This window comes from Gabonibacter massiliensis (assembly GCA_001487125.1).
GTDB classification, from domain to species: Bacteria; Bacteroidota; Bacteroidia; order Bacteroidales; family Marinifilaceae; genus Gabonibacter; species Gabonibacter massiliensis.
Genome location: LN913013.1, coordinates 1,993,399 through 2,010,984, shown reverse-complemented (window position 1 = coordinate 2,010,984; position 17,586 = coordinate 1,993,399). Strand labels below are relative to the sequence as shown.

17 protein-coding genes are annotated in these 17,586 nt (G+C 41.4%); 11 read left to right on the top strand and 6 right to left on the bottom strand.

The features are described 5' to 3' along the window. Positions 1–16: 16 nt before the first annotated feature. Entirely contained in the window at positions 17–820 is an 804-nt protein-coding gene (locus tag BN3283_RS12840; protein WP_041505257.1) for a peptidylprolyl isomerase, read from the bottom strand. 111 nt (positions 821–931) lie between these two features. On the opposite strand from BN3283_RS12840, the gene BN3283_RS12835 reads away from it, so the two are divergent. Both BN3283_RS12835 and BN3283_RS12830 read left to right on the top strand, forming a co-directional pair. Next, positions 932–1,339, top strand: coding sequence for an SPOR domain-containing protein (locus BN3283_RS12835; RefSeq protein WP_041505258.1), 408 nt, complete (start codon positions 932–934; stop codon positions 1,337–1,339). A 10-nt stretch (positions 1,340–1,349) separates the two neighbouring features. Further along, entirely contained in the window at positions 1,350–1,811 is a 462-nt protein-coding gene (locus tag BN3283_RS12830) for an SPOR domain-containing protein (RefSeq protein ID WP_059026857.1), read from the top strand. Here the strand turns inward: BN3283_RS12830 and BN3283_RS12825 are convergent. From BN3283_RS12825 to hemW, 4 genes are all read right to left on the bottom strand, one after another. After that, complete coding sequence (locus BN3283_RS12825) at positions 1,808–2,407, bottom strand: hypothetical protein (RefSeq protein WP_070807478.1); 600 nt, start codon at positions 2,405–2,407, stop codon at positions 1,808–1,810. The genes BN3283_RS12830 and BN3283_RS12825 overlap by 4 nt on opposite strands. 18 nt (positions 2,408–2,425) lie before the next feature. Next, on the bottom strand, positions 2,426–3,916 hold the full coding sequence (gene rpoN / locus BN3283_RS12820) for an RNA polymerase factor sigma-54 (RefSeq protein ID WP_059026856.1): 1,491 nt from the start codon (positions 3,914–3,916) through the stop codon (positions 2,426–2,428). Positions 3,917–3,975: 59 nt separating this feature from the next. Next, the gene (asnS, locus tag BN3283_RS12815; RefSeq protein WP_059026855.1) at positions 3,976–5,424 is read right to left on the bottom strand and encodes an asparagine--tRNA ligase; all 1,449 of its coding nucleotides are present in this window, start codon (positions 5,422–5,424) and stop codon (positions 3,976–3,978) included. Positions 5,425–5,610: 186 nt separating this feature from the next. Continuing rightward, on the bottom strand, positions 5,611–6,729 hold the full coding sequence (gene hemW / locus BN3283_RS12810) for a radical SAM family heme chaperone HemW (protein WP_059026854.1): 1,119 nt from the start codon (positions 6,727–6,729) through the stop codon (positions 5,611–5,613). A gap of 120 nt (positions 6,730–6,849) precedes the next feature. On the opposite strand from hemW, the gene BN3283_RS12805 reads away from it, so the two are divergent. The 8 genes from BN3283_RS12805 to BN3283_RS12770 all read left to right on the top strand — a co-directional run bounded on the left by BN3283_RS12805 (position 6,850) and on the right by BN3283_RS12770 (position 14,219). Then, positions 6,850–9,087, top strand: a complete 2,238-nt coding sequence (locus BN3283_RS12805) for a TonB-dependent receptor (protein WP_059026853.1) — start codon at positions 6,850–6,852, stop codon at positions 9,085–9,087. A 1-nt stretch (position 9,088) separates the two neighbouring features. Continuing rightward, on the top strand, positions 9,089–9,880 hold the full coding sequence (locus tag BN3283_RS12800) for a DUF4249 family protein (RefSeq protein ID WP_059026852.1): 792 nt from the start codon (positions 9,089–9,091) through the stop codon (positions 9,878–9,880). A 260-nt stretch (positions 9,881–10,140) separates the two neighbouring features. Next, positions 10,141–10,596, top strand: a complete 456-nt coding sequence (gene rplM / locus BN3283_RS12795) for a 50S ribosomal protein L13 (RefSeq protein ID WP_041503224.1) — start codon at positions 10,141–10,143, stop codon at positions 10,594–10,596. A gap of 6 nt (positions 10,597–10,602) precedes the next feature. Continuing rightward, on the top strand, positions 10,603–10,989 hold the full coding sequence (gene rpsI, locus BN3283_RS12790; protein WP_041503223.1) for a 30S ribosomal protein S9: 387 nt from the start codon (positions 10,603–10,605) through the stop codon (positions 10,987–10,989). 93 nt (positions 10,990–11,082) lie between these two features. Next, the gene (gene rpsB, locus BN3283_RS12785; RefSeq protein ID WP_041503222.1) at positions 11,083–11,883 is read left to right on the top strand and encodes a 30S ribosomal protein S2; all 801 of its coding nucleotides are present in this window, start codon (positions 11,083–11,085) and stop codon (positions 11,881–11,883) included. Between the two features lie 79 nt (positions 11,884–11,962). Continuing rightward, positions 11,963–12,781, top strand: a complete 819-nt coding sequence (gene tsf, locus BN3283_RS12780) for a translation elongation factor Ts (RefSeq protein ID WP_041503481.1) — start codon at positions 11,963–11,965, stop codon at positions 12,779–12,781. 65 nt (positions 12,782–12,846) lie between these two features. Then, positions 12,847–13,512 (top strand): HAD family hydrolase, encoded by a 666-nt coding sequence (locus tag BN3283_RS12775; protein ID WP_262509255.1) that lies wholly within the window; start codon positions 12,847–12,849, stop codon positions 13,510–13,512. 86 nt (positions 13,513–13,598) lie between these two features. Beyond that, a complete protein-coding gene (locus BN3283_RS12770; RefSeq protein ID WP_052634551.1) occupies positions 13,599–14,219 on the top strand; it encodes an HAD family hydrolase in 621 nt (206 codons plus the stop codon). A gap of 2 nt (positions 14,220–14,221) precedes the next feature. Here the strand turns inward: BN3283_RS12770 and BN3283_RS12765 are convergent, their stop codons facing one another. After that, positions 14,222–15,859, bottom strand: a complete 1,638-nt coding sequence (locus tag BN3283_RS12765; RefSeq protein WP_041505261.1) for an ArnT family glycosyltransferase — start codon at positions 15,857–15,859, stop codon at positions 14,222–14,224. Between the two features lie 185 nt (positions 15,860–16,044). On the opposite strand from BN3283_RS12765, the gene BN3283_RS12760 reads away from it, so the two are divergent. Beyond that, positions 16,045–17,586: an ArnT family glycosyltransferase gene (locus BN3283_RS12760; RefSeq protein ID WP_041503219.1), complete on the top strand. Its 1,542-nt coding sequence runs from the start codon at positions 16,045–16,047 to the stop codon at positions 17,584–17,586.

The following is a 17,586-nucleotide window of genomic DNA, read 5'->3' as shown; positions in this document are numbered from 1 at the left end:
TCGTCAATTCAAACGGTCATTTAATAATTTCCATGTGCAGGATTACGACGTTTTCCAAAGGACGATCGTTGGCATCGGTTCGTACGGCTGCTATTTTATCCATAACCTCCATCCCTTCGACTATCTCCCCGAATACGGTATATTGACCATCCAAATGAGGAGTTCCTCCCACCGTCGTATAAATCTTTTTCTGCTCCGGAGTTAACACCAACTCTTCTTGAACAAAAAGGCTGTCACAGGCATGAGCTATCTCTTCCGTCAACCGATCCATTCCCTCCTGATCTTCGGCTTTTTGCAAGCGAGCATATTCGGCTTCATAACCCGATTTGATACGGTTATACAAAGCGATCTTCCGGCGTTCATTAATCCGCTTCACCGTGTTATCCAGCTTCTCCGGCGAATAAACGACACCCTGCACCATATAGAAATGCGAGCCGCTGGACTTTCGCTGAGGATTCACCTCATCTCCCTCCCGGGCTGCCGCAAGTACACCTCTTTTATGAAAGTAACGAGGTTGAAACTCCGCATCGATGGTGTACCCGTTATCACCTTCTCCCAATAAAGTTCCCGATGCCGCTGTTTTCGATTCCGGGTCTCCAGCCTGTATCATAAAATTTTGAATAACACGATGAAATAAAACGCTATCATAAAATTGTTCCTTCACTAACTTCAAAAAATTATCCCGATGCTTAGGCGTCTCGTTATATAACTTAACTTTTATATCTCCCATCGTCGTAGACATACTCACTATTTGTTCTTTCTGATTACTACAAGAGATACCGCTGCAGAATAAGAGTATCAATAAAAAAAATTTATTCATAAACCTGATTTTAAAATTAAAACGAATAATTTCATCGACAAAAATAGAGGAATTTGTTTTATTTACAATATTTTTGTGTTCATCTTGGCTAACTTATAAAAAAAGACGATCATGAAAACTGTTTTAATTTTTACAACCGCTTTAATATTTGTTTTCTTTTCAGCTTGCAAAGAAAAACAAGCTCCGAAAAAAGAGACTCCCGTACAAGTCGTTAAAACGGAAAACACGACTCCGCCCAAGGTAGAGGCAGAAAAAACGAAAGATGTAAAACCGGTAGTAAAAGAGAAAAAAAACTACTTCCTGGTTGCTGGATGTTTTGAATATAAAAGCAACGCGGATAAACTGTGTCAAAGACTCCAAAAAGAAGGTTTCTCCGAAGCGGAAGTACTGAACTATTTTGAGAATCTCTATTTAGTCGTTTACGAGGGGTATGCTCAAAAAACGGATGCGCTCGTAGCCTTGAAGAATATACAAAAAGAGGCCAGTAAGCAAAAAACCTGGTTGTACCACGCCAAATAAGTAAAGAAGAATGATGAAAATCTTATTATTTCTGGCAATACTCTTTCTATTCGGTCATTGCCAGCATAATAAATTAGACTCCAAAAAATTGACGACGGCAAGTGTCACGAGAGATCTGACTGCCGTTTTAAAAGACAGTATAGTTACGCCGAAAGAGGACACGACGGCCATACGGCAAGAGCAAAAAACCGAACCCTTACAAACGGAAAGCCCATCGCAAAAAGATCGCATTGTCACTTCTCCTACGGAAAGCTATTACGTTATCGTAGCCAGTTATCCAGAACTATCATCCGCCGAAAAAAGATTGAATCGTCTGGTAGAACAAGGATACACGGAATCACGGATTATTACCAAAAATAATCGCTTCCGCGTGAGTGTCGCCCGGTATAGAGATAAAGAAGAGGCTATTCGTAAAACAAATGATTGGAAAAAACGTCTCGACCGGGATGATCTTTGGGTGATCCGGTATTAATAAAGCACGACAACGATAAAGGTAGCTCCGTATAAAAATCCGAAGTACACTTGGGCGGGTGTATGACATTTCAAATACAGCCTGCAACTACCGAGAACTCCAGATAACAGGATCAGGAAGGATAGCGTATACATTACATCCCCAAAATATTTTGTTCCCAAGATAAAAACGAAACCGCATAGAGCCCCTATCGCCATCATATGTATACTCATTTTCCAACAGATCGTGACAAACAGGAAACCGGACAATAAAATGATGATAAGCAGGTAAAACTGACGTACGATATGGGCATAAGGGAACTCCCGAAGCAAATAGACAACGACAAAAAAACAGACGATCGTTATCAGAATCGGGAAAATACGTTCCTGCTTGTTCCACATGGCATAGCTATCTATTAATCGCAAATATTTTAACAAAGGCAAACACGCCAGAGGAAGAAAAACAGGACCGGTAATCGTTAGCAAATAGGCCGTATATTGAGTCTGCAAAGGAATAAAAGAAAAAATAGTTCCCGAATGGAAGATAATAAACAAGGCATACAAAGGGATTACAACGGGATGTGCCAATAAAGACACAAGAAAAGCGACATTCTTCATAACACACACACTGTTAAGTTATACTTCCCGTCTTAAACGGGCAACCGGAATATCCAATAGCTGCCTGTACTTGGCAACCGTACGCCTGGCTATTTGATATCCCTTCTTATTCATTAATTCAACCAACTCGTCATCCGTAAACGGTTTACGTTTGTTTTCCTGGTCTACAATCTCCTTCAATACGTTTTTAATCTCTCCGGTACTCACCTCTTCCCCGCTATTGGTAGGCATACTCCCCGAAAAGAATTGTTTTAACGAATATATTCCAAACCATGTTTGTACATACTTCGAATTGGATACCCTGGAAATGGTCGAAACATCTAATCCCGTAATATCTGCAATATCCCGCAAAATCATAGGTTTCAAGCGACTTTCATCACCGGTCAAAAAGAATTGTTTCTGAAATTGAACAATAGCAGTCATTGTCAGCATGAGGGTATTATTACGCTGCTCTACGGCATCAATAAACGAACGAGCCGAATTCAATTTATACTTCACAAAAGAAACCACATCTTTTTTTTCTTTCGAAGTAGCACTTTTCTGATATTTCTCCAATAGATTCAGATAAGACTTGTTTAATCTCAATTCCGGAACATCTCCAGAATTAAGGCTCAGCTGCAACTCTCCATCTACAATATCCAAATTAAAATCCGGAATAATTTTTTCAGAACCGGCATTAACCGAATCCGACACCTGTCCTCCCGGCTTAGGATTCAACTTTAAAATCTCATCGATAGCCTCTCTCAACTCTTTATCCGAAAGCCGCATACGTTTGGTAATCTTTTCATAATGTTTTTTGGAAAACTCCTCAAAGAAATTTTCCAAAATCATCTGTGCATGACGTAACGAGGGAGTCGGATTCCCTGCCAAACGTCGTTTTATTTGCAGCAATAAACACTCCCGTAAATCTCGTGCCCCTACTCCTGCCGGTTCAAACTCCTGCACGATATGCAATAGACGTAGCACTTTTTCTTCATCAATCTCTATCCCGGCACCAAAGGCCAAATCATCCACGATATTTTCAATATCCCGTCGCAAATAACCATCCTCATCCATATTGCCGATGATGTATTCCGCAATCTTACGATCCATCTCGCTCAATGGCTTTACCCCCAGTTGAGCGATTAAGTTCTCTCGAAAAGAGATTCCTCCGGACAACACAAAATCCCGTCCGTCATCGTCTTTGGAAACATTGGAAGCAGACAGCTTATAATCGGGAATGTCATCATCGTCACTCAGGTAATCATCCAAAGAAAATTCATCCTCGACCGTATCGTGATCTTCCTCCTCCTCGGAAGCCTGATCATACTCCTCTTCGCTCTCTTCCCTATACTCCTCCTCGTGCTCCTGTTGCTCTTCTTCCCCCAGATCCAACAAGGGATTCGATTCCAATTCCTCCTTTATTCTTTGCTCCAATTGGTAAGTGGGAAGCTCCAGCAGTTTTATCAACTGAATCTGCAACGGATTTATTTTCAATCCCAATTTTTGTTGTAAATTCTGCTTTAGCATCTCTCTTCATCGTTGTTGTAATGAAAGAGATTCAAATAACGATTGAATCTCTTCCTGTATTAAAATTCTGCACTTTTCGGTGTCCGCGGGAAGGGTATCACGTCACGAATATTTCCCATTCCGGTCACAAAAAGTAATAGACGTTCGAATCCCAAGCCAAATCCGCTATGAACGGCAGAACCAAAGCGACGGGTATCCAGATACCAGCTCATACTTTCCACGGGAATCCCCACCTCTTTCATTCTTGTCACCAATTTATCGTAATCTTCTTCCCGTTGGGACCCACCAATAATCTCTCCGATCTGCGGGAAAAGCACATCCATTGCCGCCACGGTTTTTCCATCCGGGTTCTGCTTCATATAAAAAGCCTTTATCTCCTTCGGGTAGCCTGTCAAAATAACCGGACGTTTGAAGTGCTTCTCAACCAAATAACGTTCGTGTTCGCTTTGTAGATCCACTCCCCACCCCGTTATCGGGTATTGGAATTTACCACTCTTGTTTTGCTTGCTATTTTTCAAAATATCAATGGCTTCCGTATAAGTAACCCGTTCGAAATCATGATTCAGTACGAATTGCAATTTTTCAATCAACTCCATGGAACGATCCTCCGCTTTCTTGTCTTTCTCCTCGTCCTGAAGACGCTTACTCAAGAACTGAAGATCATCCATACAATGTTCCAAAGCGTAACGAATCAAATATTTTAAGAAATCTTCCGCCAGATCCATGTTATCTTTCAAATCATAGAAAGCAGCCTCCGGCTCGACCATCCAGAACTCTGCCAGATGACGAGTCGTATTGGAGTTTTCAGCACGAAACGTCGGTCCGAACGTGTATATTTTCCCCAAAGCCATAGCTCCTAATTCTCCCTCTAACTGCCCACTTACGGTTAAATTTGTCGATTTACCGAAAAAATCCTGTTTAAAATCGACCTCGCCCCCTTCGGTCAAAGGCGGGTTCTTCGGATCGAGGGTCGTTACCCGGAACATTTCACCAGCACCTTCACAATCTGATGCGGTAATCAAAGGCGTATGTAAATAATAAAAGCCATGATTATTAAAATATTGATGTATCGCAAAAGCCATAGCATGGCGAATGCGAAAAACAGCACCGAAAATATTGGTCCGGAAGCGCAAATGAGCAACCTCTCGCAAAAACTCCAACGAATGCTTTTTGGGTTGAATCGGAAATTTATCCGGATCCGCTTCTCCCAAAACAACTATCTCCTTTGCCTGTATTTCGTAAGATTGACCGCTTCCGGTACTCTCTACCAGCATTCCTTTTACATGAATAGCGGCTCCCGTTGTCACTTTTTTCACTAACTCCTCCGGGAAATTATTCATTTCCACGACAATCTGTATATTATTTATCGTAGAGCCGTCATTCAAGGCTATAAAATTAACCTGTTTATTACCGCGTTTGGTTCTAACCCAACCACTTACCTCGACCTCTTTGTCACAATCTTCAGACTGTAACAGCTCTTTGATTAATCGTTTTTTTGTGTCCATCATCTTACATTTACACCATTATCATTTTATCTACACCATGTTCCACCCGAAACACGGATGGGCAAAAATAATAAATAAAGCATCAATTCACAAATAGATACCTCTTAGATTCATATCCTAAAAAGTTCCGTCTCCAAACCCGTTATAAGTTTATAATATTCTCCACGAAAAGAAGGAATTTTTCTCGTTTCAAATAAACAGCTCGCTAAAAATTCCGTCAGAGACCAGCCATCCCCGGGGAGACAACCGAATTATATTATTCTCTATCTCTAAAAGTCCGCTTTCCCTCCAAACAGGTAACTTGTGTTTTACCCGGTTCCAATAATCGGCGTACTCCCGTTCAAGCCGCTTTATGTCCAACCCCCACATCGTACGCAAACGCGTCATTATACATTCATTGTACTTGTCCCTATCGCTTAACTCTTCCCGCTCGAAATACAACCGATTTTCCTGCAAAGCATCCATATATTTTTTCAAATGAGCCGCATTCCATTGCCTGGAATCCCCGTCATAAGAGTGGGCCGCCGCCCCCAATCCGAGGTAAGGACGTTGCATCCAGTAAGAAGTATTGTGTTTCGAATATTTACGTTCTTTAGCAAAATTAGATATTTCGTAATGCTCGAAACCGATATGCTTCAAGTAATCGGAAACCAAAAGATACTGTTCGGCCAAGCAGTCATCATCCAAAGGAACAAATTTACCGCGGGCCGCCAAGCGTTCGAAAACGGTATTGGAGTCGATACTCAACAGGTAAACCGAAACATGGGAAACCGGCAGATTTTCAAGTATTTTCAGATGATGCTCCACATCCGAAGAGGTACTTCCGGGCAGACCGATAATCAAATCAATTCCGATATTTTCAAATCCGCAATCAGCAGCCCGGCACACCGCCTCTTCCGCCCGGCGAGCCGAGTGAGTCCGGTTGATCTGTTTCAGAACCTTATCGTCGAAAGACTGCACACCTATACTTAGACGATTAAACCCCACCTCCTTCCAAAACCTCAGCTTTTCAACAGTAACATCTTCGGGATTAGCCTCCAATGTACGCTCGGAATCGGGAGAAAACGTCCAACAGGACTCTACCTCCCTCACGATTCTCTCCAATTCATTCACCTCTAAATAAGAGGGAGTACCCCCACCGAAGTAAAGCGTATCCGCCTGCCGAGACGGCAAATATTCCCTTCGTAATTCAACCTCCCGGCACAATGCCCGGACATACTCCTCTTTCCGTTGCATGGAAGCCACGGAGTAGAAACCACAATAAAAACATTTACTTCGGCAAAAAGGTATATGCACGTATATTCCCATGAACGAAACATTATTAAGCGACAAATTTAACAACAATTATCGCGTATCTCCCACATTGAATTATGAATTGTTTGCTACATTTGTAAAATTCAGCGGGAAGTGCAAGTTAAAATTAAAACCATGTTTAAGTTCATCACCTTCTTATTTTTATTCGGGCCTATCTGCCTTCAGGCGCAAACCGTAATCCTGGGAAGAGTGATATCCAACGCGGGAGAAGCCGTACAAGGGGTAAATATCTATTACGTGGAAGGAAAAACAGGAACGACAACAGATTCGACCGGACACTTCCGGCTGGAATGCGAACTTCCGTGTACCCTCGAATTATCGCACGTGAATTACCAAAAGGAGACCTATAAGCTATTGAATAATCGAACCTCCTTCGTGATTGTCTTACGAAATAAACACAATAACTTGAAAGAGGTTATCGTGACCGGTTTTCCGGCCAGCGGTAAGATCTTCGCCTCTTCGAACAATATCGAACGGATTCCGGCCATCCTCGGGGAACAGGATATTATGAAATACTTGGCTACTCTGCCGGGAATTATTACTACCAATGCCTTGAATTCAGGAATATACGTACGGGGAGGCAACAGCAATGAAAACGGATTTTTAATCAATGACATGCCTATCGCCAATCCAGATCACCTGACCGGTATTCTTTCCACCTTCGATCCTTACATCATCAGCAATTCGACCTTGTACAAAAGCGGATTTCCGGCCCAATACAACAGTTTCCTTTCGTCTTATATCAACATGCGCCCCGAACAAGGGAACAAACAAAATTACGAGGGAGAGATTACGTTAGGGTTAGTCTCCTCGTCGATAAAGGCACAAGGACCGATTATAAAAAATAAGACCTCCTTTGCCGTATCTCTCAGGACCTCTTATCTCGAACATATCGCAAGAATATATAACCAAACCATCAAGGATCAACAAGAACCGAACTACATGCCGGAATATGGTTTCAGCGACGTTACGGTTAGCTTAGATTCCAAAATCTCCGGCAAATGGCGCATGAACGCTTTCGGATTATTCACCATCGACAATTTAAAGATGAAGTTAAGCGACCATATCCAATACAAATTCAATTGGCACACGTTATCCGGTATCGTAAATACCACTTACACTCCATCTTCCGATCGGTTCTGGAGTTTACAGGTCGGAATGAACACTGCTTACAGCAAAGGAGATGCCACAGGCAGCATTCCGATGGGCGGGGGCAACCAACACTACTCGGTTCTTGCAAAACTCTCCTACTCCCGTTCCTTTTCGGAACGGATACAATTCAATACCGGAGGTAAATTCGAGTATGCCCGCTTTGAAACGGCAAACAAAATGGACGATTACCACAACTTTTTAATAAAAAGTTCAGATAAATCATTTAATCTATATGAATTATATGCAGATATAATCTATCAAATAAACCCTTACTTTAATATTAACGGAGGGGTCAATTATCAATTTTATCAAGGAGCAACCCTCCGACACACACTCTCTCCCCGCTTTAAAATCAGCTACACTCGAGGAGGCTTTACCCTTTGGATGGACTATGCCAAGACCGCCCAATACCTGAGTCTTTATCCCTATTTTACGGTAAAGACCCCCATCGACATCTGGTATCCGTTAGAAAAAAATTCGAAACCGGCTATCTGCCATCAATATTCCATCGGAATAAATCAGGCCGTCAGTCAAATTTTATCCGTCTACGCGGGAGTTTTCTATAAAGACATGCGTCACGTCAAAGATTTTGCATCCGATATAAAAACGGAATACACGGCATTAACCGAGAACCAAATCGAAGGAAAAGGCCACGCAAGAGGATTCGAAATAGATTTCACCTTGAATAACCGAGCCTTTTATGCGCACGCGAACTATACCCTATCGGAATCCAAAAGACAATTCAAGGAGATCAATAACGGCAAGTCCTTTTATCCCCCTTACGACGTCAAGCACAATATCATCATCAACTTTTCCTATAACCTCTCTTCACGCCTTACATGGAACGCACTCTGGTCGTTCTCCTCGGGAGTTTACACTACCTTCCCCGTCGGAGCGGTTATCGCACATAACATTACGGATATTCTGGATCATCCTGTTCTTATCCCGGTCTATACAGACCGTTACAACTACAAAATCCCTAACAATCATCGATTAGACGCAGATATCAACTATAAGTTCAATTTCCGGAATCTCTTTTTCAAATTGACAATAGGCGCGTACAACATATACAACCAGTCCAATCCCTCATTTATTTATTTCAGACCGGAACGTACGGGACAAACGGGGACGAAATTTGTACCCAAATCCAAGGTAATGCTGCCGTTTATTCCGTATCTTTCGCTACGTTTAAGATGGTGACATGAAGAAAAAAAGTGTATTGTTAGGTATTTTGCTTTCCGTTTACGCCTGCATTCCGGAAGAAGATCTTCCCATAAAAAACATGGGAACCGTTTCCGGCTACTTTATCGAGTGCTATTGCAAACCGGAAGAAACTTTCTCCTTGAGTGCTATTCCCGTTTTGCCCATCTCGGGCAATTTGGCTCCGGACTTTTCGACGGAATTCGATATCTCGATCCGAGCAAACGAACTGATCAAAATGGAACACGTCATCTTCACTCTTCCCGGTTCGGATTTCATTTACAATTACGGGAGCGAAAAAAAACTGGCACCCGGCAACGACACGCTCTATCTAAAAATAATAACGCCCGAAAAAAATCAGATAACAGCACAAACAGCCGTCCCGGAAGCGATCAAAATAGATTCATATCAAATCAAAAATAACGTTGCCAGCATCCATTTTTCCACTTCGGAAGATCCGACTCAAAATTACTATATTTACACGCTTCAGCTCTCAGCCAACGATTCGATATTCAGAAAAGAGGTTTCCTACCTGAATCTCAGTCACTACAAATCAGCTTCTACCATAACACGTCGTATCGTCTGTTCACAAATCGCAGAGGCAGATATAGCCTTTATCAGCCTGATGCGCATCACAAAAGATTGTTATAACTATCAGATATCCTTAAATGAAGCCAATAGCGCGAATCAGGGAAGTATCACGACTCCGGTGCCTTTAGAGGGAAATATCGAGGGAGCTTTGGGAATCTTCACTTGTTACACGGAAGACACGAAAAGCATCACCCTCAAATAAACAAACGCTTCATATTCAAACTTTTTACCGCAAACTTTTTGTATACCCGAAATTTTTCATAATTTTGCCCCTCATTTTGGAGTGGTTTATTCGAAAAAATGCAGGAGTGAACCTTAGCCATTTACCTTGCATCGCAGACCCGAGGATGAAAACGTTCAACAGTCGCCCGACTAACCTCGTTTGTTTTCACCGAAAAGGGATGCTAAAGTAAACCACGAAAAAAGACAAACAGAAGTATAATTTTTTAAATTAAAAAAGAAGTGGATCAAATTAGTTACAAAACAATTTCCGTCAATAAAGCCACCGCCAAAAAAGAGTGGGTTTTAATTGACGCAGAAAACGAGGTTTTGGGACGTCTTGCTTCAAAAGTTGCGAAACTCTTAAGAGGCAAATATAAACCCAGCTACACACCTCATGTTGATTGCGGAGACAACGTAATTATCATTAACGTGGAAAAAGTACAGTTAACCGGTAAGAAATTGACCGACAAGCAGTACATCAGACACACCCAGTATCCCGGTGGACAAAGAATTTCAACACCGCAACAGTTGTTGGCAAAACACCCGGAAAGAATTATCGAGCACGCTGTTAAAGGAATGCTTCCGAAAAATCGCCTTGGCAGAGCTGTCATGAAAAATCTTTACTTGTACGCCGGCACGGAGCACAAGCAAGAGGCTCAACAGCCAAAAGTAATTGATTTAAACTCACTTAAATAACAAGGTATGGAAGTAATTAATGCAATCGGTAGAAGAAAAACGGCAGTAGCACGTGTTTATCTCAGCGAGGGAAAAGGCAATATTACGATCAACAAAAGGAATTTGGAAGAGTATTTTACCTTGCCGACCCTTCAATATATTGTAAAACAACCGCTTGAATTGTTAGGAGTAACCGGACAATACGATATCAAAGTAAACCTTGGAGGAGGTGGCTTCAACGGTCAGGCAGAAGCATTACGTTTAGGAATTGCCAGAGCATTGGTAAAAATCAATGCCGAAGACAAACCAAAATTAAGAGCAGCAGGATTCATGACCAGAGATCCGCGTGAAGTGGAACGTAAAAAACCGGGTCGTCCGGGTGCTCGTAAGAGATTCCAGTTCTCTAAACGTTAATGGAGGTTTAGTATCTAAATTGACGGGACTTCTAATGAGAACTACCCGGCAATTGATTAAATGTAAGAATGTAAACTTTATAAAAAAACAAAAATGTCAAATACAAGTTTCGACGAATTATTAAATGCAGGTTGTCACTTTGGACACCTTACCCGTAAATGGAATCCCAAAATGGCTCCTTATATCTTTATGGAGCGTAATGATATCCACATCATCGACCTGAACAAAACAGCTATTATGTTGGACAAAGCAAGTGCCGCTTTAAGACAAATCGCTAAATCAGGTAGAAAAATTCTGTTTGTAGCAACAAAAAAACAGGCTAAGGACATTGTTGCCGAAAAAATTTCTAATATCAACATGCCGTATGTAACGGAAAGATGGCCGGGTGGTATGTTAACCAACTTCCCCACTATCCGGAAAGCCGTGAAGAAAATGACGACCATCGACAAAATGGAGAAAGACGGAACTTTCGATCATCTTTCAAAAAGAGAGAAACTCCAAATTTCCCGTCAAAGAGCCAAATTGGAGAAAAACTTGGGTAGTATCGCCGATTTGACCCGGCTCCCGGCTGCTCTTTTTGTTGTCGATGTTATGAAAGAATACATCGCTGTTAAAGAGGCAAATACCCTCGGAATCCCCGTATTTGCAATGGTTGACACGAACTCTAATCCGGACGGTATCGACTTCGTAATACCTTGTAATGACGATGCTTCGACTTCCATCTCATTGATCATTGAAAAAGTGGCTTCTGCTATTAAAGAAGGGCTAACCGAAAGAAAAGTGGAACGGGAAAAAGAGGGCGGAGACAAAAAAGCCGTAGTAGAAAAAGCAGAGAAAGTGGAAGATCAGGAGGAAGTAGAGGTAGAGGAATCAGCTTCAGAAGAAGAAAAATAATTTACGATCTTACAGACTTACGATTGATATCGTAAGTCTGCCACTGTAAATGATCATTTACAAATTAAAAAAAGAGAAAATGGAAATAAAAGCAGCAGACGTAATGAAGTTGCGTAAAGCAACAAACGCCGGAATGATGGATTGTAAACACGCTCTTCAGGAAGCTGAAGGTGATTTCGACAAAGCCGTAGACATCATCCGTAAAAAAGGTCTGGTTATTGCCAGCAAACGTGCTGACAGAGATGCTAAAGAAGGATGTGTATTAGCTAAAACCGACGGAAAAAAAGCCGTAATCGTTTCACTGAATTGTGAAACAGATTTCGTGGCTAAGAACGAAGGCTTCATCGCATTCACTACCCGTATTCTGGAAGCAGCTCTTGCTAATATGCCGGAAAACATAGAAGCTTTGTTAAACCTCCAATTGGATGGAAGAACTATTGCGGAACAGATTGCCGAACAAACAGGTGTTATCGGAGAAAAATTAGAGTTAAGTTATTACGGAAAATTAGAAGCTGAAGCTTCCGTTGTATATATTCACCCGGGAAACAAACTGGCTACCGTCGTAGGATTCAACAAAGAGGCCGACATGCAGGCAATGAAAAACATCGCCATGCAGGTAGCAGCAATGGCTCCTGTCGCATTGGATAAAGAAGATATTCCTCAGAGTGTCATCGATCACGAAGTGGAAATCGGTCGTGAAAAAGCACGGGAAGAAGGCAAACCAGAAGCCATGTTAGATAAAATCGCACAAGGACGTCTGAATAAATTCTTCCAAGAATCGACTCTATTAAATCAAGTTTACGAACAGGACGGAAAAATGTCCGTAAGAGAATACTTGAAGAGTATTGACAAAGATTTAACCGCCACCGGATTTTTACGCTTCACTCTGAACGCTTAATTGGTGGAATCAATTCATATAAAAACAGGCTTTACAGCCTGTTTTTTTTGCCTAAAACGATAACCGTGCCTCAGAAAAATTACACTTGCATATTATTGGATTTAGACGGAACCGTCACGGATTCCATGCCAGGCATCACCAGATCCGTACAATATGCCTTATCCTGTTTCGACATTCAAGTAACGGATATCAATACGTTACAAAAATTCGTAGGTCCACCTCTGAAAGAATCGTTCATGGAATACTATCAATTCGATGAAAAAATGGCAATGGAGGCTATCGAGGCTTACAGAAAACGATTTGAAAAAATCGGAATTTACGAAAATAACCTGTATCCGGGAATTGAATCTTTATTGAAGGAGTTGAACAAAGCAAAAAAGAAAGTGATGTTGGCCACTTCCAAACCAACAATCTACGCACGTCAGATAATCGATCACTATCATCTTACCCCCTATTTTTCTTATATAGGAGGAAGTAGTTTAGACGGTTCTATTTCGCATAAAGATGAAGTCATTCGTCTCGTAATGGAGCAAAACTCGATTGAAAATAAAGAAGACGTCGTAATGATCGGAGACCGCAAATATGACATCGAGGGCGCTCGAAAAACGGGAATAGACTCCATAGGAGTACTTTACGGATACGGCGATCAAAAAGAACTGAGTTTAGCCGGAGCCAACTACATCGTACGGGATGTCGAAGAACTTGCTCACTTTCTGTTAAACACAAGATAGACTATTCCCGGAAGAAAAATATTCTCTCTTCGTATCTGAAAAGAATATTCCTTCGTATAACTTTCATTCATACTAAAAGGGAAAAAATGATGAAAGGGATTACAACGATAATTTTCGACCTGGGAGGGGTATTGATGGATTTGGACAAAAATGCCTGCATACGGGCATTTCAAGCCATCGGCTTTAAAGATATTGATGAATATTTAGATATTTACCTCCCTAAAGAAGGAGTTTTCAAACAATTAGAACAAGGGCAAATCGGCACCGATGAGTTTCACGAGGGTGTCCGAAAACTTATCGGAAGGTCTGTAACGGACGAAAGTATAGATGATGCTTACCGGGAGATGTTGGCCGGTATTCCAGGGTACAAACTGGAAATGCTGAGACAATTAAAAGAGCATTATCAAATATTATTGTTAAGTAACACGAATCCGATCATGATGGATTACATCCGGAAGACCTACTTTATGGACGAAGGAGTAAGCTGGAAAAACTATTTCGACGAACTGTTTCTTTCTTACGAATTAAAAATGACCAAGCCGGATCCCGCTATTTTCAAAGAGGTAATCCGCCGCTCCGGAATTCATCCCGAAACCACCTTCTATCTGGACGATTCCCCACGAAATATAGAGACCGGTAAATCCTTCGGGCTTAAAACCTATACGGTACAACCACACGAAGATTTTCGGTTCCTATTCAATAAGTAGCTTTATCTCTTTTCGATGACCGTAACATAACGTACAAATTTCGGAGAGTGCCACTTCGTGTTTTTTTTCCTGGCGTTATTATCATATACGTCAACCAAACGAAGCTTCACCCGTTCCCGTACGGATTCGGGCAATACATCTTCGGCCGGTCGACCGGAAACAAGCACGATAGGCAGCGAATCCAGTATAGCCGTATCTTTACCCGTATCCCACGGCAAAATACGGCGACCGGCTTCATATACCAACTCCATCCGCAACTCTTCCTCTTGAGGATAATAAAAAGGCAACTTATTGATACTTTCAATCTCCCTGACCGCCCGTATACTTTTTATCTCCTCATTATTAAACATCGTCGCCACCGAATTCATCAACAAGGTCTCCACGAGAATCAACAAAATAACCATTCCCGTAAAAACTTTCAGAGGTTTTAGCCTTATGCCTCCTACAAAAATAGAATAAGAGACTAACCAAAAAAGGAAAGAGACTACGATATAGTAGACCCAACCGATTTGTCGGGTTTGAAAAAACAATACATACAACGCAACAGGCATTCCCAAGGCAATGATCGCGGGCAGAAAAGCATTTATCCGGAATACGATCTTATCGCCCTTCGTCAAACTCTTTTCTTTGACGGCTATAAAGATGTATAATACATAATGAGCAACCACCATAGCGGAAGGTATCAGCAACGGTAACAAATAACGCGTTTTCTTTTCCGGAAAGCAAGAAAGTAAAACCAAGGAAAGCAATGTCCAAACAATCGCCAGCCTATACTCTTTCTTTAAGGTTATTTTATGTTTTAACCAGGGCCAACATAGTCCCGTTAACAAAAACAAAGACCAAATACCCGACTCCGTAAAAAATTTCCAATAATAATACCATGGACGAACATTCCGCTCTATCCAGGCCGTGGACTCTTTAGCCATCACAAATAAAGCCATGTCTTTATGGAAAACATACAAATAGAGCGGCCACCAGAAACTGATCAGAATAAAAATCAAAACCATCAGTAACACAGGCCATAATTTATGTCCGAATTTCGGACGATAAATAAAGAAATAGGACATCAGAAAGGGTAAAAGAAGAGCATAAAACGAAACCGGCCCTTTTCCTAAAAAAGATAGTCCTAATAATATTCCGGCCACGCAAAAATCCCACCACCTCGTCCGCATCGCCGCCATCCCACGGTAAAAAAAGAATATGGCACCCAGCATAAAACTATGACAATAGATATCCCATGTTGCTACCCTCCCCTGCATGATCACATTAAACGACGTCGCAAGTACCAACGCCGACAATAATCCGAATAATTTATTTTGAGTCAACGCAGATGCAAAAAAATAAAGGAAAAATACCATTATCGTCGCCATAAGCCCGGCTGCCCCTCGCTGTAACGCGATATTATCCGGGCTTATCATATCAATACCTGCCGCTATCCACGTCGGTAAAGGAGGCTTCTCCAAACGAAGTTCCCCGTTCATGGTAGGCACCAACCAATTATCGTAAGTCTCCATCTCATGGGCTGTTACGAGGTTGCGCGACTCCATAATATCAACAAATATCGCATCGTTGTTCACGAAAAAAGCAAACCAACAAACAACAAGGATAAACAATATATGAATCCAATCTCTTTTTTGCATAACACCAAATAATTATTTGTTTGAGTCAGAGCGCAAATTTAAAATAAATTAATAGAGAAGCGATAGAATGGAGGAAGAAATGAACGTAAATATTTTTTGGCAAAAAAATCAATTCGCGTAACAAAAAAGAAACATTTTAGTATATAAATTTGTACGTCGTTTAAATCTGACTAAAAAGGGAAAATATGAAAATAGAACGGTATTTTCTTCTATTCATTTTGGTTTTACCGGCCTTAATATTACGAGATTTCACACCAAATAATGAATTAAAATATTTAAGCATTGCGGACGAAGCCATTCGCAATGGAGATTGGTTTACATTCTATAATCACGGAACGATCTACGCGGATAAGCCACCCTTATATTTCTGGATCATTATGCTTTGCAAGATCGTATGGGGCAGTCATTCCATGTTCCTTCTCTCCCTGTTCTCGGTCATTCCCGCTTTCATTACCATAGGGATAATGGATCGTTGGATCCGTGAGTGTTCCCTGTCTTCCCGCCGGAGCGTAGCATTACTACTGTTTACCAGCGGACTTTTTCTCGGCTCTGCCCTTGTATTGAGAATGGACATGATGATGTGTATGTTTATCACGTTATCCCTCTATATTTTTTACAAGCGGTACACGGAACAAGACCGGAAACCCGATCACTTTTGGTTACCCTTCTGCATATTTATGGCCCTCTTTTCAAAAGGTCCCATAGGCATTATTGTCCCTGTATGTTCCATTGCCGTTTTTTTAATCTTGAAAAAAGAGATCCGGAAATTCGGAAAATTCCTCGGATGGAAAGAATTTACCATATTATTGACACTATGCGTCATATGGTTCGGATGCGTATTCTGGGAAGGAGGGTATGATTACTTATACGACTTGCTGTTTCACCAAACCATAAACCGGGCAGTAGATTCTTTCCAACATAAAGAACCTTTCTGGTACTACGGAACAACCATTTGGTACGCTTTGGCTCCCTGGTCTCTTTTCTATATCCTGATTCTGGTCATAGGTATTTGGAAAAGACTTATTACAACGGATAAGGAAAAACTTTTCTTTTCAGTCATCGCCACAACATTCATTCTATTATCGTTATTCAGCTCGAAATTAGATATCTATTTACTGCCTATATATCCTTTTGTCGCCTATCTTTCCATACTGCTCCTGCCAAAAATTAAAGAGAAATGGATCCGTTTTACCCTGTACATCCCTATTGTCGTATTTATTCTTGCTTTTCCGATCTCCTTTTTCTTGGCCGACCGAATCGAATTCATCAGACTCTACTGTATCCGTACAGGCATCGGAATTCTTTTCGTCAGCGCCTTGTTTGCCTTCGTCAGCCTACGCCGGCATAACCTTCACCAGGCAATTCAAACGACAGCCTTAGGATTATTAATCTCTATCTTTGTCAGTTCCTTTGCTCTTCCGAAACTGAACCCGAATCTCGGCTTTTCCGCTTTATCTCAAAAAGCCTTAGAAATTATCGATAACAGTACGATTGAAAACCTCTACTTTTACCGTTTTCGAAGCGGAGAAAATATGGACGTTTATCTTCACCGTCCCCTTTTTAAAATAAAAGAAAAAGAGGAGATGCTCCGCATATACGAGAAAGGGGGAAACCTCATTTTTATTAAAGTATGGGATGTTCAAAAATCACCGGAATTAAGAGCGTGGCTGTCCCGAACGCGCTATACAGTCATCGGAAAATTTTACATCATCGAAAAACCGAACTGA